Origin of the sequence: Acidocella sp. MX-AZ02, assembly GCF_000306035.1 — a bacterium.
In the GTDB taxonomy this organism is placed as follows: domain Bacteria; phylum Pseudomonadota; class Alphaproteobacteria; order Acetobacterales; family Acetobacteraceae; genus Acidocella; species Acidocella facilis.
The window spans coordinates 581,948-601,093 of sequence record NZ_JH976208.1 but is presented as its reverse complement, the minus strand read 5'-3'; the positions used below and the strand labels follow the sequence as shown (position 1 = coordinate 601,093).

General features: G+C 64.9%; 17 protein-coding genes and 1 pseudogene. 7 read left to right on the top strand and 11 right to left on the bottom strand.

Annotation, left to right across the window (positions count from 1 at the left end):
- Window positions 1-75 precede the first annotated feature (75 nt).
- The 4 genes from metF to MXAZACID_RS19355 all read left to right on the top strand — a co-directional run bounded on the left by metF (window position 76) and on the right by MXAZACID_RS19355 (window position 4,341).
- Window positions 76-1,014, top strand: a complete 939-nt coding sequence (metF, locus tag MXAZACID_RS11115) for a methylenetetrahydrofolate reductase [NAD(P)H] (protein ID WP_008494448.1) — start codon at window positions 76-78, stop codon at window positions 1,012-1,014.
- On the top strand, window positions 1,011-3,182 hold the full coding sequence (locus MXAZACID_RS11110) for an ATP-dependent helicase (protein WP_008494447.1): 2,172 nt from the start codon (window positions 1,011-1,013) through the stop codon (window positions 3,180-3,182). The genes metF and MXAZACID_RS11110 overlap by 4 nt, the downstream gene beginning before the upstream one ends.
- A complete protein-coding gene (locus tag MXAZACID_RS11105) occupies window positions 3,175-4,050 on the top strand; it encodes a 50S ribosomal protein L11 methyltransferase (protein ID WP_008494446.1) in 876 nt (291 codons plus the stop codon). The genes MXAZACID_RS11110 and MXAZACID_RS11105 overlap by 8 nt, the downstream gene beginning before the upstream one ends.
- Before the next feature lie 138 nt (window positions 4,051-4,188).
- Window positions 4,189-4,341, top strand: coding sequence for a hypothetical protein (locus MXAZACID_RS19355; RefSeq protein WP_155992657.1), 153 nt, complete (start codon window positions 4,189-4,191; stop codon window positions 4,339-4,341).
- A gap of 171 nt (window positions 4,342-4,512) precedes the next feature.
- Here the strand turns inward: MXAZACID_RS19355 and MXAZACID_RS11100 are convergent, their stop codons facing one another.
- The 8 genes from MXAZACID_RS11100 to MXAZACID_RS11065 form a co-directional block, all read right to left on the bottom strand.
- Window positions 4,513-5,922: an NAD(P)(+) transhydrogenase (Re/Si-specific) subunit beta gene (locus MXAZACID_RS11100; protein ID WP_008494444.1), complete on the bottom strand. Its 1,410-nt coding sequence runs from the start codon at window positions 5,920-5,922 to the stop codon at window positions 4,513-4,515.
- A 6-nt stretch (window positions 5,923-5,928) separates the two neighbouring features.
- Window positions 5,929-6,318, bottom strand: a complete 390-nt coding sequence (locus tag MXAZACID_RS11095; RefSeq protein WP_026439696.1) for a proton-translocating transhydrogenase family protein — start codon at window positions 6,316-6,318, stop codon at window positions 5,929-5,931.
- Between the two features lie 22 nt (window positions 6,319-6,340).
- Window positions 6,341-7,474, bottom strand: coding sequence for a Re/Si-specific NAD(P)(+) transhydrogenase subunit alpha (locus tag MXAZACID_RS11090; RefSeq protein WP_039885189.1), 1,134 nt, complete (start codon window positions 7,472-7,474; stop codon window positions 6,341-6,343).
- Between the two features lie 143 nt (window positions 7,475-7,617).
- Complete coding sequence (locus MXAZACID_RS11085) at window positions 7,618-8,367, bottom strand: class I SAM-dependent methyltransferase (RefSeq protein WP_008494441.1); 750 nt, start codon at window positions 8,365-8,367, stop codon at window positions 7,618-7,620.
- A 31-nt stretch (window positions 8,368-8,398) separates the two neighbouring features.
- Entirely contained in the window at window positions 8,399-9,751 is a 1,353-nt protein-coding gene (locus MXAZACID_RS11080) for an AarF/ABC1/UbiB kinase family protein (protein ID WP_008494440.1), read from the bottom strand.
- Window positions 9,748-11,559 (bottom strand): M3 family oligoendopeptidase, encoded by a 1,812-nt coding sequence (locus MXAZACID_RS11075; protein WP_008494439.1) that lies wholly within the window; start codon window positions 11,557-11,559, stop codon window positions 9,748-9,750. The genes MXAZACID_RS11080 and MXAZACID_RS11075 overlap by 4 nt, the downstream gene beginning before the upstream one ends.
- A 119-nt stretch (window positions 11,560-11,678) precedes the next feature.
- On the bottom strand, window positions 11,679-11,936 hold the full coding sequence (locus MXAZACID_RS11070) for a DUF2312 domain-containing protein (protein WP_008494438.1): 258 nt from the start codon (window positions 11,934-11,936) through the stop codon (window positions 11,679-11,681).
- Between the two features lie 141 nt (window positions 11,937-12,077).
- On the bottom strand, window positions 12,078-12,374 hold the full coding sequence (locus tag MXAZACID_RS11065) for a DUF1244 domain-containing protein (protein ID WP_008494437.1): 297 nt from the start codon (window positions 12,372-12,374) through the stop codon (window positions 12,078-12,080).
- 201 nt (window positions 12,375-12,575) lie between these two features.
- On the opposite strand from MXAZACID_RS11065, the gene pyk reads away from it, so the two are divergent.
- Both pyk and MXAZACID_RS17855 read left to right on the top strand, forming a co-directional pair.
- The gene (pyk, locus tag MXAZACID_RS11060; protein ID WP_008494436.1) at window positions 12,576-13,997 is read left to right on the top strand and encodes a pyruvate kinase; all 1,422 of its coding nucleotides are present in this window, start codon (window positions 12,576-12,578) and stop codon (window positions 13,995-13,997) included.
- A gap of 165 nt (window positions 13,998-14,162) precedes the next feature.
- Window positions 14,163-14,879: a hypothetical protein gene (locus tag MXAZACID_RS17855; protein WP_008494435.1), complete on the top strand. Its 717-nt coding sequence runs from the start codon at window positions 14,163-14,165 to the stop codon at window positions 14,877-14,879.
- An 11-nt stretch (window positions 14,880-14,890) separates the two neighbouring features.
- Here the strand turns inward: MXAZACID_RS17855 and MXAZACID_RS20485 are convergent.
- The 3 genes and pseudogenes from MXAZACID_RS20485 to MXAZACID_RS11040 all read right to left on the bottom strand — a co-directional run bounded on the left by MXAZACID_RS20485 (window position 14,891) and on the right by MXAZACID_RS11040 (window position 18,120).
- Window positions 14,891-15,979, bottom strand: a pseudogene (locus MXAZACID_RS20485) (glycosyltransferase family 87 protein).
- A gap of 12 nt (window positions 15,980-15,991) precedes the next feature.
- Window positions 15,992-17,362, bottom strand: a complete 1,371-nt coding sequence (locus MXAZACID_RS11045) for a glutamate--cysteine ligase (protein WP_008494431.1) — start codon at window positions 17,360-17,362, stop codon at window positions 15,992-15,994.
- Window positions 17,363-17,412: 50 nt separating this feature from the next.
- Window positions 17,413-18,120 carry a 16S rRNA (uracil(1498)-N(3))-methyltransferase gene (locus MXAZACID_RS11040; RefSeq protein ID WP_008494430.1) on the bottom strand — a complete coding sequence of 236 codons (708 nt, stop codon included), beginning with the start codon at window positions 18,118-18,120 and terminating at the stop codon, window positions 17,413-17,415.
- Between the two features lie 19 nt (window positions 18,121-18,139).
- Here MXAZACID_RS11040 and ubiA point away from each other — a divergent pair, with 19 nt between their 5' ends.
- Window positions 18,140-19,039: a 4-hydroxybenzoate octaprenyltransferase gene (gene ubiA / locus MXAZACID_RS11035; protein WP_008494429.1), complete on the top strand. Its 900-nt coding sequence runs from the start codon at window positions 18,140-18,142 to the stop codon at window positions 19,037-19,039.
- Window positions 19,040-19,146 lie beyond the last annotated feature (107 nt).

Here is a 19,146-nt window from a genome sequence, read left to right as displayed (position 1 = left end):
CCATCGCTTCCCCTCCAGCTGTGGCTTGCGCGCCACTTGCATGGTAACAGCAACCCCCTCTACGGAACGATGACCATGACCCATTCCCCTGTCCGACACACTCTGGAACGCTGGGCGCAAGGCGAGCGCATCGCCCCGCTGCCGGCGCGCGACGGCGCCGCCCCGCCCGCCATCTCCTTCGAATTCTTCCCGCCCAAGACCGAGGCGCTGGAGGCCCAGCTCTGGTCCTGCATCGAGCGTCTGGCCAGGCTGCGGCCGGATTTCGTCTCCGTGACCTACGGCGCCGGCGGCTCCACCCAGGAGCGCACCCATGCCACGGTGCTGCGCCTGGTCAAGGAAACCGACCTCACCCCCGCCGCCCATCTCACCTGTGTAGGCGCCACCAAAGAGGCGGTGAACGAGGTCGCTCAGCGTTACTGGGAGGCCGGGGTCAAGCATATCGTCGCGCTGCGCGGGGACATGCCGGGTGGGGCCGCCTACGCGCCGCATCCGGGCGGCTACGCTTTCGCGGCGGATCTGGTCGAAGGGCTGAAAAAAGTCGCGGATTTCGAAATCTCGGTCGCCGCCTATCCGGAAACCCACCCGCAGGCGGCCAGCCCCGAGGCGGATCTGGATAATCTCAAGCGCAAGCTCGATGCCGGGGCGACCCGCGCCATCACCCAGGTATTCTTCGACAATTCCATCTTCCTGCGCTTCCTGGACAAGGCCCTGGCCGCCGGGATCAAGGCGCCGATCGTCCCTGGCATTCTGCCGGTGACCAATTTCAAGCAGGCGAAGAGCTTCGCCGAGGCCTGCGGCACCTCGGTGCCCGCCTGGATGGCCGATATGTTCGACGGTCTGGACGACGACATCGAGACCCGCCGCATGGTCTCCGCCGCCATGGCCGCCGAGCAGGTGCGCCTGCTGCAGGCCAACGGCATCGACGAGTTTCATTTCTACACGCTGAACCGGCCGGACCTGACCTACGCCATCGCGCGCATCCTCGGCGTGAAGCCGGAGGCCCCGGCGGCTTGAGCGCCTATCTGGAGGGGCTGAACGCCGCCCAGCGCGAGGCGGTGGAGAGCACCGAGGGCCCGGTGCTGGTGCTGGCGGGGGCGGGCACGGGCAAAACCCGGGTGCTCACCACCCGCTTCGCGCATATATTGCTCAGCCGCCGCGCCTTCCCCAACCAGATTCTCAGCGTCACCTTCACCAACAAGGCGGCGCGGGAGATGCGCGAGCGCGTCGCCAAGATCATGGGCGGGCCGGTGGAAGGGCTCTGGCTCGGCACCTTCCACGCGCTCTGCGCCCGGATGCTGCGCCGCTTCGCCGATCGCGTCGGCCTGACCAACAGCTTTTCCATTCTCGACACGGACGACCAGCTGCGCCTGCTCAAGCAAATCCTGGACGCGGCGAAGGTGGATTTCAAACGCTGGCCGCCAAATTCGCTAATGGCGCAGATCCAGAGCTGGAAAGACAAGGGCTATATGCCAGGCCAGGTGCCGGTGGCCGATGCCTCCGACTACGCCAATGGCCGCGCCGACGAGTTCTATGCCGCCTACCAGTCCCGGATGCGCCAGCTCAATGCCGTGGATTTCGGCGACCTGCTGCTGCTGATGGTGCATCTGCTGAAGACCGACGCGGAAGTGCTGGCGCATTATCACCGCGCCTTCCGCTATATTCTGGTGGATGAGTACCAGGACACTAATCTGGTGCAATATTATTGGCTGCGGCTGCTCGCCCAGGGCCACAAGAATATCTGCTGTGTCGGTGATGACGATCAGAGCATTTATAGCTGGCGCGGTGCCGAGATCGAGAACATCCTGAAATTTGAACGGGATTTTCCGGGGGCGAAAATCATCCGGCTGGAATCCAATTACCGCTCCACCGCCCCCATCCTCGCCGCCGCCTCGCACCTGATCGCCCATAACGAGGGGCGGCTGGGCAAAACCCTGCATTCCGGCAAGGAAAATGCCGAGGGCGAGAAGGTTGAGGTGATCTCCTTGTGGGATTCCGAGGAGGAAGCCCGCACCGTGGGCAGCCGCATCGAGAGCCTGTGGCGATCCGGTGAATCCCTCAATGAAATCGCCATCCTGGTCCGTGCCGGCTTCCAGACCCGCGCCTTCGAGGAACGGCTGCTGACCCTCGGCGTCCCCTACCGCATCGTCGGCGGGCTTCGCTTTTATGAGCGCGCCGAAATCCGCGACGCCATCGCCTATCTGCGGGTGCTGGGCCAGCCTTCGGATGATCTGGCCTTCGAACGCATCGTCAATACCCCGAAGCGCGGCGTCGGCGATGGCGCGCTGCGCAACCTGCACGAAGCCGCGCGCACGCACGGGCTGTCGCTGCATGACGCGACGCTGAAGCTGATCGAAGAGAACGGGCTGCGCGGCAAGCTCGGCGCCACGCTGCGCGGGCTGATGGAGCAGTTCGCGCAATGGCGCGATATCCTCGCCGCGCAAGGCCCGGTGGTGGCGCTGGACACGCTGCTGGAAGAAAGCGGCTACATCGCCATGTGGAAGGCCGACAAGGCCCCGGACGCGCCGGGCCGGCTGGAAAACCTCAAGGAGCTTTCCCGCGCTTTGGCGGATTTCGGCACGCTGCAGGAATTTCTGGAGCATGTCGCGCTGGTGACGGAAGCCGAAGCCCAGGAGGACGGCGCCAAGGTCTCGATGATGACACTGCACGGCGCCAAGGGGCTGGAATTCGACAATGTCTTTCTCCCCGGCTGGGAGGAAGGCGTGTTCCCCAACCAGCGCTCGCTCGATGAGGGCGGCAATAAGAGCCTGGAGGAGGAGCGGCGGCTGGCTTATGTCGGCATCACCCGGGCCAGACACCGCGCCATCATCCTGCACGCCGCCAACCGGCGCATCTATGCCAATTGGCAAAGCTCGATTCCCAGCCGCTTCATCGAGGAGCTGCCGGAAGAGGTCATCCGCCGTTCCGGCTCCGCCCAGCCCGCCGGCGCCCGCGCTGCCCTGCCCGCCACGCAATTCCCCCTGCAGGCCCGCCGCCCGGATGCCTGGGAGGTGCAGGCCAGGCCCGCCCGGGCGCAAAAAATCCCGGTCGGCGCGCGGGTATTTCACCAGAAATTCGGCTATGGCCGGGTGATCGCGGCCGATGACGACCGGCTGGATATCGATTTCGAGACATCAGGAGAAAAACGCGTGCTGGACCGTTTCGTGGAGCGCCAGGATGGCTGAGGAATTGCTGGACTGCATCAGCCTGCGGGTGCCGGCCGAGGTGATGGAGACGTTCGAGGCCGCCCTCTCCAGCGTCTGCCGCGCGGTCTCCTTCTACCACGATGAAGATGTCGATGAATGGGACCTGCAAGGGGTGAAGGAGCGCGGCGAACATGAGGCCGACCTCGCCGCCGCGCTGATGATCGCCGAAATGGTCTCCGGTGTCTCGCCCGAGATCACCCGCGGTCTGGTGCCGGTCGGCGGCTGGCTGGCGCGCACCCAGCAGGCCTTCCCGGAGCAACTGATCGGCAAGCGCTTCGCCATTCGCGGCACCCATATCCAGGATGCCAAGCTGCCCGGCCGGATCACCATCACGCTCGATGCCGGTCTGGCCTTCGGCACCGGCGAGCATAATTCCACCCGTGGCTGCCTCGTCACGCTCGCGGACCTGGTGAAGCACCACCACCCGCGGCGGATTCTGGATCTCGGCACCGGCTCGGGCATTCTCGCCATCGCCGCCGCCAAGCTGCTGCACAAACCCGTGCTGGCCACCGATATCGATCCCCGCGCCGCCCGTGTCGCCGCTGAAAACGCCAAGCTGAACGGGGTGCAGGGCATGATCCGCGCCATCCAGGCCGATGGCTGGCAGGACCCGCGTATCACCAAGGCCGCGCCGTTCGATCTGGTATTCGCCAACATCCTGGCCCGGCCGCTTTGCGCCATGGCGCATCAGCTCGCCGCGCATCTGGCCCCGGGCGGAGTCGCCATCCTGGCCGGGCTGCTCAATACCCAGGTGAACTGGGTGCTCTCCTGCCATCGCCGCGCCGGGCTGCGGCTGGAGCGCCAGCTCATCGATGGCGCCTGGTCGATCCTGACCCTGCGCAAATAACCCTTCCATTCCGACAAAACTGCCATGCAAAGCCGTTTGTTGCAGTGCAGCAGAAGCCGGGAGGATAAGGGGATCAAGGTTTAGCTGGAGGCCGTCCTTCAACCCTGGGCAACTGCCCTCATTTGAAGGAGCTTAACAATGAGCTTTAAGAGCAGCTTTGAGACGATGGGCGAAGGCATGATCGCCGCCGCCGAAGGCAATCAGATCATCGCGCAGGAAATCGCCCGCGCCGTGAAGACCCTCTTCGCGAAGATCTTCCACCGCAAGCCGGCCACCCTGCCCGCTGAATAAGCGTCCCGGCCTGGTCCGCAAAAACCCCAGAGCCTCAGGCCCTGGGGTTTTTCTTTCTGGCACCCAGTCTTAGAGCATCAAGCTTTTAGCTTGATGCTCTAACTTTTGTCTTTGCGAGCAATTTTATGTGTTTATCTTGACGCTCCCGCGTCAACCTAAACACATATTGCTCTAGTGATTGAGCGCCTGCACGATCTCTTCGGTCATCTTCTTCGCATCGCCGAACAGCATCATCGTGTTGTCCTTGAAGAACAGCTCATTCTCCACGCCGGCATAGCCGGACGCCATCGAGCGCTTCACGAACAGCACGGTCTTGGCCTTGTCGACTTCCAGGATCGGCATGCCGAAGATCGGGCTGGCCGGGTTGGTCTTCGCGGCCGGGTTGGTGACGTCGTTGGCGCCGATCACATAGACGACATCCGCGGTGGCGAATTCGTTGTTGATCTGCTCCAGCTCGAACACCTCGTCATACGGCACATTGGCTTCCGCCAGCAGCACGTTCATGTGCCCGGGCATACGCCCCGCCACCGGATGGATGGCGTATTTCACTTCCACCCCTTCCTTCTTCAGCGTGTCTGCCATCTCGCGCAGCGCGTGCTGGGCCTGCGCCACCGCCATGCCATAGCCCGGCACCACGATCACCTTGGAGGCATTCTTCATGATGAAGGCCGCATCGTCGGCGGAGCCATGCTTCACCGCCTTGTCGCCGTTGGAAGCGCCGGCAACCGCCCCGGCATCGCCGGAATTGCCGAAGCCGCCGGCAATCACGTTGATGATCGAGCGGTTCATGCCCTTGCACATGATGTAGGACAGAATCGCACCCGAGGAACCAACAAGCGCGCCGGTGATGATCAGCGCCAAATTGCCGATGGTAAAGCCGATGCCCGACGCCGCCCAGCCGGAATAGGAATTCAGCATCGAGACGACGACCGGCATGTCCGCCCCGCCGATCGGGATGATCAGCAGGAAGCCCAGCGCCAGCGCCACCAGGGCGATCAGCGAGAACAGCACGGTGCTGCCGCCGGAAGCGACGAAGGCGATGATCAGCAGCACGATCAGCACGCCCAGCCCGCCATTCAGCTTATGCTGGCCCGGGAAGGTGATCGGCGTGCCCTTCATCAAGGCCTGCAGCTTGGCGAAGGCGATCAGCGAGCCGGTGAAGGTGATCGCGCCGATGGCCAGGCCGATCGACATTTCGATCAGGCTCTCGGTATGGATATTGTGCGGCGTGCCGATGCCAAAGCTCTGCGGCGCGTTCAGCGCCGAGGTGGCGACGAACACGGCGGCCAGACCCACCAGCGAGTGGAAGGCCGCGACCAGCTGCGGCAGCGCCGTCATCTTGATCTTCTGCGCCACCACCAGCCCGATGCCACCGCCGATGGCGATGCCCAGGATGATGGTCAGCGCCCAGCCCCAATCCATCCCGCCATGCAGGAAGGTGGCGAGGATGGCGATGACCATGCCGATCATGCCGAAGCGGTTGCCCTGGCGCGAGGTGGTGGGATGCGAAAGGCCGCGCAGCGCCAGGATGAACAGAACCGCCGCGACGAGATACGCAAACGAGGTGAGAGACTGGTTCATCGGGCGTTACTTCTTCTTGAACATGGCCAGCATGCGGTTGGTGACCGCGAAGCCGCCGAAAATATTGACGCTGACCAGCACCACCGCCAGGAAGCCGAACACATGCGCCACCATCGAGCCATGCAGCCCGGTGGCCAGCATTGCGCCGACGATGATGACGGAGGAGATCGCGTTGGTCACCGCCATCAAAGGCGAGTGCAGCGCCGGGGTGACCGACCAGACCACGTAATAGCCGACAAACACGGCCATCACGAAAATGCTGAACAGGAACACGAAGGGCGCCGCCGGCGGCGCGTGCTGGGCCGCAACGGCGGCAACCCCGGCGGCGTTCTGCGCCAGGATCGAGGCCTGATGGGCGAGGTCCGCCGCCTGGGCGGCCAAGTCTGCGGGTGTCATGATGATGAAGCCTCCCTGCGAATTAAACGGCGGGCTTGAAGTTGGGATGGACGATCTCGCCGCCCTTGGTCACCAACGCGCCCTTGATCAGATCATCCTCCGGCTTCAGGTTCGGCGCCTTGGCGTCCTTGTCCCAGAAATTGGTGAGGAAGGTGAGCAGATTGCGGGCATAAAGCTGGCTGGACGCCACCGCGATCCGCGAGGGCCAGTTCTTGTGGCCGATGATCTTCACCCCGTTCGGCGTGGTGATGGTCTCGCCCGGCACCGTCTCGGCGCAATTGCCGCCGGCCTCGGCCGCCAGATCGACGATGATCGAGCCAGGCTTCATCGAAGCCACCATCTCCGAGGTGACGATGACCGGCGCCTTGCGGCCCTGCACCAAGGCGGTGCAGATCACGATGTCGTTCTTGGCCACGGTGCTGGCCATCAGCTCCGCCTGTTTCTTGCGGAACTCATCCGACATCTGCCCGGCATAGGGCCCGGTCTGCTTGGCGGATTCCTCGTCATCCACGCCGATATAGCTGGCGCCGAGGGATTTGATCTCTTCCTTGGCCGCCGGGCGCACATCCGTGCCCGAGACCACGCCGCCGAGGCGCCGCGCGGTGGCGATCGCCTGCAACCCCGCCACACCGGCGCCGATCACAAACACGCGCGCCGGCGCGACAGTGCCGGCGGCGGTCATCATCAGCGGAAAGCCGCGGGAGAATTCATAGGCCCCCTCGATCACGGCGCGGTAGCCGGAAAGGTTGGCCTGGGAGGAGAGCACATCCATGCTCTGCGCGCGGGTGATGCGCGGCAGCAGCTCCAGCCCCACCGCGTCGATCCGCGCGGCCGCCAGAGCCGGCGCCAGCGTGGCATCCGAGGCCGCGCCGAGGGTTGCGATCAGCAGCGTCCCCGGCGGGATCAATGCCCGCACCGCCTCGTCCGGCGCGGCGACGGCGAAGAGAATCCCAGCACCCGCCAGCGCGGCGGCCGCATCCGGCACAATCTCGGCGCCCGCCGCGATGAATTCCGCATCCGGAATCGCCGCCGCGATCCCCGCCCCGGTCTCGATCGCCACCGTCAGGCCCAGCCCGATCAGTTTCTTCACCGTGTCAGGCGTGGCCGCCACGCGGAGTTCCCCCGCACGACGCTCCTTCAAAACCGCTAACCGCATACCCTGGTCCTCAAACGCTTGAAAATTTTCTGTTACCTTGTGTTAAGGCGCTGGATATTACAAGCCCGCGCCCGCCGCGCGGCCCCGCCTGGCGCGTCGGCACAACCCTCGGGACCAGGCCGCGTTTTCCGGTTTGTTTAGTTTTATGGACGCGCGAGCGCCGCGCCCGCCCGCGGCTCCGGCAGGCTGCCCGCCGCGCCCAGGCGCACCGCCACATGCCCCTTTTCAGCGGAAACACCTATATATTCATAGGTCAGGCCGGATTGCGCGATGAATTCCTGGAAGGCCTTATATTCATGCCCGCGCCAGCCGGGATAATTGAAATATTCATCAAACAGAATGACCGTCCCCGGCACGATCCGCCCCGCCAGGGCGGAAAAAATCGTCACCGTGCTGGTATAGATGTCACAGTCAACGTGCAAAAACGCAACATCTCCGGCATGGGCGGCGAGGAAGGGCGGCAGCGTCTGGTCGAACCAGCCCGGATGCAGCCTGGCATTGGCGGGAACCTTGGGCAGCTTGCCCTTCTGGGTGAAGGCGCCGGCCCCTTCCCTGGTGCCGGCCCAATCCTCCGGCAGCCCGCCGAAACTGTCGAACCCATGCACCTCGCGCGGCGTCTGGCCCGCCAGATTGCGCAAGCTGGCCCCACCGGCGACGCCGAATTCCAGCACCAGCCCCTCCTGGGGGGCGCGGCCGAGGGCAAAGCGCGCCAGCTCGTAGCGGTCCGCCAGCACCATCGCCTCTGGCATATGCGCGATCACATACTCAACCGCCTCGCGCTTGGCGTGCAGGCGCAGATCCAGCCAGAGATCGTTCACATAGATCGAGTGCAGCAGCTTCCGATAGGCCCGGGCGAGAAGCCCGGACCGCAGGCCGCGTTTGAGAATCGCCATGGGTGGGTCCGCCTTGCTGAGGGGTTGAGGTTTACTTGGCCTCCGGCACCCCGGCAATCTTCAAGGCATCCGCCTGGCGCGCCGCCAGCTCGGCCTCGTCGAACCCGGCCACCGTCTCCTGGAATAGCCGGCACCAGTTCAACTCCGCGCCGAGGCGCATGAACACCGCCCCCAGCCCGATGGCGGAGCGGTCCATCAGCACGAATTCGCGCGGCGGGCGCACCCCGCCGGTGCGCTGCAAGCCCGCATGCACCTTCTGCGCCACCTCGCGGCCAAATTCCGTACCCTGGCCGACCTGGATCGGCCGCACCCGGTCCTCGATCAGCGGCTGGTAGAGGAATTTCGCCCACTCATTCAGCACCGCCACCTGCTCGTCGGTGATGCCCTTGAAGCCCCAGATGTCATAGGCGTGGCGGGCGCGGGCCTCGTCAGCCTCGCGCACGGCATTGTAGAGCTCCAGCACGCCGCTGACGAATTTCGGCGGAAACACGCGGATGGAGCCATAATCCAGCAGATTGAGCCCGCCGCTCTCGCTGACCTGGTAATTGCCCAGATGCGGATCGCCATGGATCACGCCATAGCGATAGAACGGGATATACCAGGCCCGGAACAAGGCCGTGGCCAGGGCGTTGCGCGCCTCCTGGCTCGGGTTGGCCGCCATCCAGTCCCGGAAGCCCTGGCCTTTCAGCCAGGTCATGGTCAGCATCCGGGTGGTGGTATAGCCCTCCACCGGCTCCGGCACATTCACATCCGGCACATCCGCCAGCATCAGCCGGTAGAGCCGGATCTGCGCGGCCTCGCGCTGATAATCCAGCTCCTCGCGGAAGCGCTCGGAGAGCTCGACGAAGATATCGTCCTGGATGATCGCGTTATCCATGCGCCGGTAAACGGCCATGGCCATCTTCACCTGGCGCAGATCCGCCTCGATGACGCTGGGCATGTCAGGATATTGCAGCTTCACCGCCACGTCCCGGCCATCCGGCAGCACCGCGCGGTGCACCTGCCCCAGGCTGGCGGCGGCCACCGCCTCGCGGGTGAAGCTCTGGAACTTGCCCTCCCAATCCGGCCCCATCTCGCCGGACATGCGCCGGCGCACGAAGGGCCAGCCCATCGGCGGGGCGTTGGCCTGCAATTCCGCCAGCTGCTTGGCATATTCCGGGGGCAGCGCGTCCGGCACGGTGGAGAGGAACTGCGCCACCTTCATCATCGGGCCCTTCAGCCCCCCGAGCAGCGCCTTCAAATCCTCGGCATGCTTGGCCTGGTCGGTCTTGATGCCGAAGACCCGCTCGCCGGCGATGCGCGCGGCAATGCCGCCCACCGCCCCCGAGGTGCGGGCCATACGCCGCATCTCGCCGAAAAAATTGCCGTCCTTGCGATCGCTCATGCGTTTTCCAGCTCGTCGATAAAGCCTGAGATCACGTCCAAACCCTTGTTCCAGAAAGCCGGGTCGGAGGCGTCCAGCCCGAACGGGGCCAGCAGCGCCTTATGCCGCTTGGTGCCGCCGGCGGCCAGCATGTCGCGATATTTCGCCGCGAAGCCCGCCTTATCCGGGCTCTCCTGGTAAACCGCATAGAGCGCATTCACCAGGCAATCCCCGAAAGCATAGGCATAGACATAGAAGGGGGAGTGGAAGAAATGCGAGATATAGGCCCAGAAGACCTTGTAATCCTCGGTGAAATTGAAGGCCAGCCCAAGGCTCCTGGTCTGCACGTCCAGCCAGATCTCGGCAATGCGCTCGGGCAGGATCTCGCCCTGGGCGCGTTCGGTATGGAAGGCGACCTCGAATTCGTGGAAGGCGATCTGCCTCACCACGGTGTTGAGCATGTCCTCCACCTTCTGCGCCAGCATGATGCGCCGGCGGGCCGGATCGGTCTCGGCATCCAGCAATGAGCGGAAGGTCAGCATCTCGCCGAACACGCTGGCGGTCTCGGCCAGGGTCAGCGGCGTGCCGGCGAGCAGATAGCCTTGCTTGGCGGCCAGCGACTGATGCGCGCCATGGCCCAGCTCATGCGCCAGCGTCATCACATCCCGCGCCTTGCCGTGGAAATTCATCAGCACATACGGATGCACCGAGGGCACGGTGGAATGCGAGAAGGCGCCGCCGGCCTTGCCCGGACGCAGATCAGCGTCGATCCAGTTTTTCTCGAAGAAGGGCTTGATGGTCTCGGCCAGCTCCGGGGAGAAGCCGCCATAGGCGTTCAGCACGATGTCACGCGCCTGCTGCCAGGAAATATGCTTGTCCAGGTCCGCCGGCAGCGGGGCGTTGCGGTCCCATTGCTCCAACTTCTCCAGCCCCAGCCATTTCGCCTTCAACGCATAATAGCGGTGCGATAGCCGGCCATAGGAGGATTTCACCGCGCCGACCAGCGCCTCCACCACCTCATCCTCGACCATGTTGGCGCGGTTGCGGAAGGACCAGGGATGCGGATAAGCGTGCCAGTCATCGTCGATCGCCTTGTCCTTGGCGATGGTGTTGAGCACCAGGGCGAATAATTTCTCATTCTGCGCCATCGTCTTGGCGACCGCCTTGAAGGCGTCCTCGCGGACGGCGCGGTCAGTGTCGGAGAGCTTGTTCAGCGCCGCGGAGAGAGTCAGCTCCTCGCCGCGGACCTCCAATCGCAGCGCTGCGATGGTTTCGTCGAACAGCCGGGTCCAGGCGGAATGGCCGGTGACCTCCTTCTCCATGAACAGTTGTTCGATGACATCCTCACGCTGGTGCGGCAGGAACACACGTAGATCCCGCAGCCAGGATTCGTAGCGCTGCAACTCCGGGGCGCGGAGCTTTTCCGCCAGCGCTTCGTCCGAGAGGCGGTTCAGCTCTAGGGTGAAGAACAGGGTCTTGGTGCCGAGCGCGGTCAGCTTCTCGGACATGGTCTGGTAGAACTGACCGTGAGCGGCAATCGAGCTGTCCGCCGCGAACAGCAGCCCGGCATAGGACATGATCCGGCCGGGGATTTCCTGCAGCGCCTCATAGGTGCGAATCGCCTCGGCCAGTTCGGCGCCGGAGAGAGCTTCGAGCTTGCCCTGATAGGCGGTAAAAGCCTCGGCGCGCTGCTGCACATCCTGCAGATCGGCGGCCAGGCGCGGGTCAGCGGTAGAGGTGTAGAGATCGTTCAGATCCCAGCTCGGCAGGGATGCAGCATTTCCGGCGGAGAGCCCCTCGGGCTGCCAGTTGATCCGTGCCTGCTTCATATCCGCTCCGTTCCTTCAAATCTCACGGAACAGATTTAGGCGTTGCGGCGCCAAGGTCAAACGGGGGGCTTTGCCCCCCGTATCTTTTACACCTTTGGGGGCTTTGCCCCCCGTGTCTTTTACATGCCGATGGCGCGGCGATAGATGTCGAGCAGGGTCTCCTGCTCCTCCACCTCGGCCGGCTCCTGCTTGCGGATCTTGATCAGCTGGCGGATCACCTTCACGTCGAAGCCGGCGGATTTGGCTTCGGAGAAGATGTCCTTGATGTCGTTGGCCAGCGCCTTGCGCTCCTCTTCCAGACGCTCGATGCGCTCGATGATGCTGCGCAGCCGCTCGCCGGCGATATTGGTCGGTTTCTCTTCGGTCGATACAGACATAGCCCACTCCAGGTCAGGGCGGCGGGGATAAAGAAGCGGCCGCCCCAGGTCAACGAGATTTTACGTGGCACCGGTCTCGAACGGCCCGCGTCCAGTCGCAAACGTTTTTGAGGGTAAGGGAAGTTTTTTCAAAAACTTCCCTTAATGCCCCGGATTGGCCGCCTTGAACGCCGCCTGCTGCTCGGGGCTCGCCGGTTTCTGGTGTAGCGCCTGCCACTCCTTATAGGGCATCCCGTAGATGATCTCGCGCGCCTGCGGATCGCTCAGCTCGATCCCCTGCGCCTGCGCCGCCTCGCGATACCAGCGCGAGAGGCAGTTGCGGCAGAAGCCGGCCAGATTCATCAGATCGATATTCTGCACGTCGGGGCGTGCCCGCAAATGCGCCACCAAAGCGCGAAAGGCGGCCGCCTCCAGCCGCTCCTGGGTAGCGCTATCCATCAAGGGGTTGCTCAAGTTTCTGCTCCCGCTCATAGTCGCGGCGTGGAAAACGCCTATTTCAACGACCTTAAAAATTACCGGTCGGGCAGCACAGGGGTCGCCCCTGGCCCGGGCGCCAGCCTGCCGCAGGCGCGGGCCGGGCGCAATATGGCGCTGCCGCTCTCCACAAACCGATTTTAAACAACAAACCGAGGTTTTCGCATGGAACGTCTGCGCCGCCACCGCCGCACCAAGGTCATCGCCACGCTGGGGCCGGCCAGCTCCACCCCGGAGATGATCCTGCAGCTCTTCCAGGCCGGGGCGGATGTATTCCGCCTGAATTTCTCCCATGGCGCGCATGCGGACCACGCCCAGCGCATCGAGATGATCCGTGCCGCCGAGAAGCGCACCGGCCGGCCGATCGGCATTCTGGCGGATGTGCAGGGGCCGAAGCTGCGGGTGGGCAGCTTCCAGTCCGGCCGGGTGCAGCTGCAGACCGGGGCGCAATTCACCCTGGATATGAACCGCGCCCCTGGCGATACGCGCCGGGTCTGCCTGCCGCACCCCGAGATCATCGCCGCCGCCGAGATCGGCGCGACGCTGCTGCTCGATGACGGCAAATTGCGGCTGAAAGTGCTGCGCAAGCGCGATGATCATCTGCTGACCGAAGTGGTGGTGGGCGGCGTGCTCTCCGACCGCAAGGGCGTGAACGTGCCGGATGTGGTGCTGCCGATCCCGGCTTTGACCGAGAAGGACCGCGCCGATTTGGATTTCGCCCTGCCGCTGGGCATCGATTATATCGGCCTCTCCTTCGTGCAGCGGCCGGAAGACGTGATCGAGGCCAAGCGCATCGCCGCCGGGCGGGCGCTGGTGATGGCCAAGCTGGAGAAGCCGCAGGCGCTGGATAATCTGGACGGCATCATGGCCGAGGCGCAGGCGGTGATGGTGGCGCGCGGGGATCTGGGCGTCGAGCTGCCGCCGGAAGAAGTGCCGATCGCGCAGAAGCGCATCATCCGCGCCGCCCAGCAGCGGGGCCTGCCGGTGGTGGTGGCGACCCAGATGCTGGAGAGCATGATCACCGCCCCCGCCCCGACCCGCGCCGAGGCTTCGGACGTGGCGACCGCCGTGTTCGATGGCGCCGATGCGGTGATGCTCTCGGCCGAGAGTGCCGCCGGCCAGTTCCCGCGCGAGGCGGTGAACATGATGGACCGCATCATCGCCCGGGTGGAGCGCGACGAGGATTGGCGCGGCGGGCTGGATGCCAAGCGGCCGCAGCCGGAGAAGAACTCCGCCGACGCCATCGCCGCCGCCGCCGTGCAGGTGGCGCATACCATCAATGCCAAGGCGATCGTGGCGCTGACCGAATCGGGCTCCACGGCGCTGCGCGTGGCGCGCGAGAAGCCGGACTGCCCGGTGATCGGGCTGACCGTGAACGAGGCGGTTTCGCGCCGTCTGGCGGCGGTGTGGGGGGTACATGCGGTGCGCGCCGAAGCCGCCCATTCAATGACCCAAGCCGTTGAACATGCACAGAAAATCGCCCGGGTGGAGGGGTTTGCCAGCAAGGGCGACGAGATCGTCGTGGTTGCCGGCGTGCCGTTCGGCCAGGCGGGGACCACCAACGCGCTGCGCGTGGCAAAACTCTAAGCCCTCGGCCCGCCCCTTCATTACTTTTTGCTCGCCTTTGAGCAAATGTTTTATTATGAAGGGGTTGGCGTAGATCTTTCTTGGCCTGAGCGGCTTGGCCGCGCCTGCCGGCACCTGTAAGATGGGGGCCGGTTTCAAGGCTTCGACAGGTTGAGGATTTTCACTTTGCACAGTTCACGCAAGGCCACGGCGTATGGCAAGATCGCGTTCGGCATGGGCGCCGCGGCGCTGCTTCTCACCGCCTGCCATCGCCCGGCGCCGGTGACGGCGCCGCAGGCCGCCGCCACGCCGGTCGGGCATATTTATGCCGTCGCCGTGGCGGTGCCGCCGCCGGTTTCGCCGAAGATCAAGTTCACCCCGGCCGAGCAGGAGAAGATCCAGCAGGCCTTCAACGTGGTGGCGTTGAAATCCGCCTTGATGGTCGCCGCCCTCTCCTGCGACCAGCGCGACAAATATGACGCCTTCATGCACAGCTTCCAGCCGCATGTGCTCGACGCCCAGCATGAGATGGATGCCTATTTCCACAAGGCGAGCGGCCCCTATAGCGGCCAGAAGATGGAAGACAGCTTCATCACCCTGCTGGCCAACAACCAGTCGGTCGCCGGCATCGCCCAGGGGCAGATTTTCTGCCTGAACAACCAGGCCGAATATAACGCCGTGCTGGCAATGAAGACGCCAGACCAGCTCGACAGCTTCGTCACTGACGCGCCGCCCGGCGCTACCACGCAGGTTGCCAGCGCCGCCGTCCCGGCCGCGCCTCCCGCCCCGGTGAAAACCGAGCACAAGGCCAAGAGCGTGAGCCACAAGAAGCCGGTGGAAAAGGTGAAGGCGAAGACCGCCAGCGGCAGCCATCCGGAAGTGGCGAGCAGCAAGAGCCCGTAACGCCCGGCACTTTACGAAAAAAACCCGCCTTCAGGCGGGTTTTTTTGGCTTGGCCAGATGATGAGGACAAGCAGCAGCACCAGCCCCGCGCCGGCCGGCCAGGCGAAGGTCGAGATGAAGCCGTAAAGGCCGGTGAAGCCCCAGAACAGCATGATCGCCGCCTGCCAGCGCCAGCCGCGCGCCGCCGCGTAGCGCAGCAGCGCCAGCGCCAGCACCGACATGTCGTAGATATAGCCGAAGGAGGTGGCCAGGAAGATCAGGCAGGTTGTCACCGCCGCGCGTCCGGCTAGGCCGAACCGCCCGGCCCCGGCGCCGGACCAGACCCGCCAGCACGCCACCCCGGCGCCGATGCTCACCAGCAGCTGGCAAAGCCCGGAAAGGCGATCCGGCATCCCCAGCGTACGGAAGAACACATAGGGCGTCACCATCATATGCTGCTGCAGGGCCGAGGGGGCGGCGGCATCGTTCAAGGCGGTATGCAGCTCGATGCTGAAAAACAACCGCCACACCCAGGGGCCGAATATAAGCATTGGCAGCAGGCAAAGAAGGCCGGCCGTGATCGCGGCCGCGGCGACGCCGCGCCATTGCCGCGCGGCAATGAAACAGACCGGTAGCAGCAGGGCAAATTGCGGCTTGACGACGACACAGCCGGCGGCGATCCCGGCCAGGATCGGCGCCTCCTCCAGCAGGCACAAGGCCAGCAGCAGGGCCTAGGAAATGAACAGCCCGGTCTCGCCCATGGCCAGGCAATAAAGCACGGGCGGAGACACGCAGCCGAGCAGAAGCAGCCCAGGACGCAGCCCGGCCCGCAGACCGCAGAGCACCAGCGTCAAAAGTCCCGCCGCGTCCCATAGCAGAGTGCCGGGATTTGCCGGGAGCAACGCGAACGGTGTCGCCAGCAACAGAAAGGGCGGGGGGTATTGCAATTCCCCGACGGCGTTTGAATGTGCCAGCACGGCGCGGGCACCATCGCGGAAAATGTGGAAATCGCCAGGACCGATCCAGCCTTGCGGCAGGATCTGCCGATGCACCACCAATATGTCGATCACAATCGCCAACAAATTGGCGAAGACCGAGACGATGAACCAAAGGGGCGGCATGATGGCCCGCGCTTAGAAGGCCGCCTCGGTGAAGATGCGGGTGATGTCGCCGTTCCAGGCGCCGTGATAGCGGGCCAGCCAGTGCTCCGCCTGGGTGGGCGCGCCGTTGGCGATCTCCTGCAGCGGGGCCAGGTAGAGGCTTTCATCCGCCCCGGCGGCGTTGCCCCGGGCGCGGGCCTTGAGGCCCTGGGCGGCGATGGCGACGACCTCTTTCGCCAGATCCCGCAGGCTGCCTTTCCCGAAGGGCGTGTTGATGCCGCTGACCGGCACAGCGGCACGCAGGGCCAATATGTCCGCATGGCGCCAGGTTTTGATCAGCGCCTGGGCGGCGGCCAGCGCCGCCGCGTCGTAGAACAGCCCGGTCCAAAGGGCGGATTGCGCCAGCATCATCTCCGGGCGGCCGGAATCAGCGCCCCGGGTTTCGATATATTTCTTCAGCCGCACATCCGGGAAGGCGGTGGTGGAATGGTCCGCGAAATCGCCGATGGTGGCGCGTTCGCCCTCCAGCCCGGCCAGCCTGCCCGCCATGAAATCGCGGAAGGAGGCGCCGGCGACGTCGTGATAGCCGCCGTCGCGATAGACGAAATACATCGGCACATCGAGCAGCCAGTTGGCATAGGCCTCGAAGCCGAACCCGTCCTCGAAGATCACCGCCGGGATGCCGGAGCGGGCATTGTCGGTATCGGTCCAGACATTGGCGCGGTTGGAGAGCAGGCCGTTGGGCTTGCCCTCATAGAAGGGCGAGTTGGCGAACAGGGCGGTGGCGAGCGGCTGCAGGGCAGCGCCGACGCGCATCTTCGCCACCATGTCCGCCTCGGAGGTGAAATCCAGATTCACCTGCACGGTGCAGGTGCGCAGCATCATGTCCAGCCCGCGCGTGCCGACCTTGGGCATGTAGCCGCGCATGATCTTGTAGCGGCCCTTGGGCATCCAGGGCATGGCGGCGCGGGTGGCGGTGGGGTGGAAGCCCAAAGGCGCGAAGCCCAGCCCCAGCGCCGGGGTGACGGCGCGCAGCCGGGCGACATGCGCATCCAGCTCCGCCTTGGTGGCGTGCAGATCCGCCAGCGTGCCGCCGGAGAGCTCGAACTGCCCGCCCGGTTCCAGCGAGATCGAGGCGCCGCCCGCCCCTTTCAGCCCGATGATGTTGCCATGATCGAGGATCGGCGCCCAGCCGTCGCGCGCCTGCACGGCGCGCAGCAATGCGCCGATGCCATCCGCCCCCTCATAGGCGGGCGGGGTGAAATCAGCGGCGCGGAAGCCGAAGGCCTCATGCTCGGTGCCGATGCTGTACTGGGCGGCCGGCTTCGCGCCGGAGTCCAGATAGGCCGCCAGATCCTTGACGCTTTCAACCACACGCGCGTCAGCGTCACCGGGATTTGACAAGTCTCTCTTCCTTCAAACTCTGTGTTTCAGGCGCGATGCCGGGCGCTGTCTCAGGGCTGGGCTGCGAGTTGCAGCGCCAGCCCGGCGATGGCGGCGGTTTCGGCCCGCAGGATGCGGCTGCCCAATGACACGCGTGTAATGATGGGTGTTCGCGCGATAGCTTCAAGCTCCTGATCGGTAAAGCCCCCCTCCGGACCGACCATCAAGGCGCTGGGGCCGGAGGCTGGGCCAAGCAGGGCAGCGTCGCGCCGCTCATCGGCGATGCAAAGCGGGCGCTGCGCCGGCCAGGCCGCCATCAGCTTCATCACCGGCAGCGGCGCGCGGATTTCGGGGACATGCAGGCGCTCGCATTGCTCCGCCGCCTCGGTGGCGATGGCGCGCAGGCGTTCGAGATTCACATGGTCCGCATTGGTGCGGGCGGTGATGATCGGCTGGATCACGGAGACGCCGAGCTCGGTGGCTTTTTCCACCACCAGATCGGTTTTCTGTCGTTTCAGCAAGGCAAAGCAGAGCCAGGCATCGGGCTCCGGCGCCGGAACCCGGGTCTGCTGGGTGGGCTCCAGAATCGCGGCCTTGCGGGAGATTTTGGCGATGCGGGCGCGCCATTCCCCGGCCTGGCCATTAAAAACCCGTATTGTATCGCCCTCGCCCAGCCGCATGACATTGGCGAGATAATGGGCCTGGCCATCGGAGACGGCAAAGCCCTCGCCGGCGCCGGGGAGATCGGGAACATGCAGACGAATTGACGTATCGGCCATGCCGGGCTGAATAGCAGATATGAGCGGATTTACCGATATCAGGCGCGGCGGCTGGGTGGCGCGTCTGCCCGAGCGTTACCTTCCCTATGTGCTGCTGGCGCGGCTGGACCGGCCGATCGGCGCCTGGCTGCTATTTCTGCCCGGGCTGTGGGCGATTTGCCTGACCGCGAAAAATTTCTGGTGGGGGCTGTGGTTCACCGTGCTGTTCGGCATCGGCAGCGTGGTGATGCGCGGGGCGGGCTGCGTGGTGAACGATCTCTGGGACCGCAAAATGGATGCGATGGTGGAGCGCACCCGCGGCCGCCCGCTGGCCTCGGGCATGGTGACGCCGATTCAGGCGCTGGGCTTCCTGGCGATCCTCTGCGCCATCGGGCTGGCGATATTGCTGACGCTGAACAATACCGCGAAGCTGCTGGGGGTGGTCTCCTTGGTGCTGGTGGTGCTGTATCCGCTGGCCAAGCGCGTCACCTGGTGGCCGCAGGCCTTTCTCGGGCTCACCTTTGGCTGGGGCGCGCCGTTGGGTTTCGCCGCGGCAAGGGGGCATCTCACCTGGCCGGTGCTGTTCCTCTATCTCGGCGCGATTTTCTGGATCATCGGCTATGACACGATCTATGCGCATCAGGACCGCGAGGATGATACGCTGATCGGGGTGAAATCCACCGCGCGGCTGTTCGGCACGCGTACCCGCGAGGCGCTGTGCATTCTCTACGCGCTGGCGTTTCTGATGCTGCTGATCGCGATGTCCGGCTTTTCGCTGCACCCCTGGGGCTATTGGCTGATGGTGGTGCCTGGCGCGCTGCTGGCCTGGCAGATTATCAGGCTGGATATTGATAATCCGGCGCGGTGCCTGGCGCTGTTCAAGCTGAACCGGGATGTGGGGTTGGCAGTGGCGGCGGCGATTTTGATGGGGTGGATGTAGGGTTCAAAAGTTTTTGGGAGGCGGCCCTTTTTTCAAAAAAGGGCCGCAAAAACGTTTGGGGTGTTGGCAACGCAGGTGCATACGCCCAGGCCTCCCCGCTCTACGTA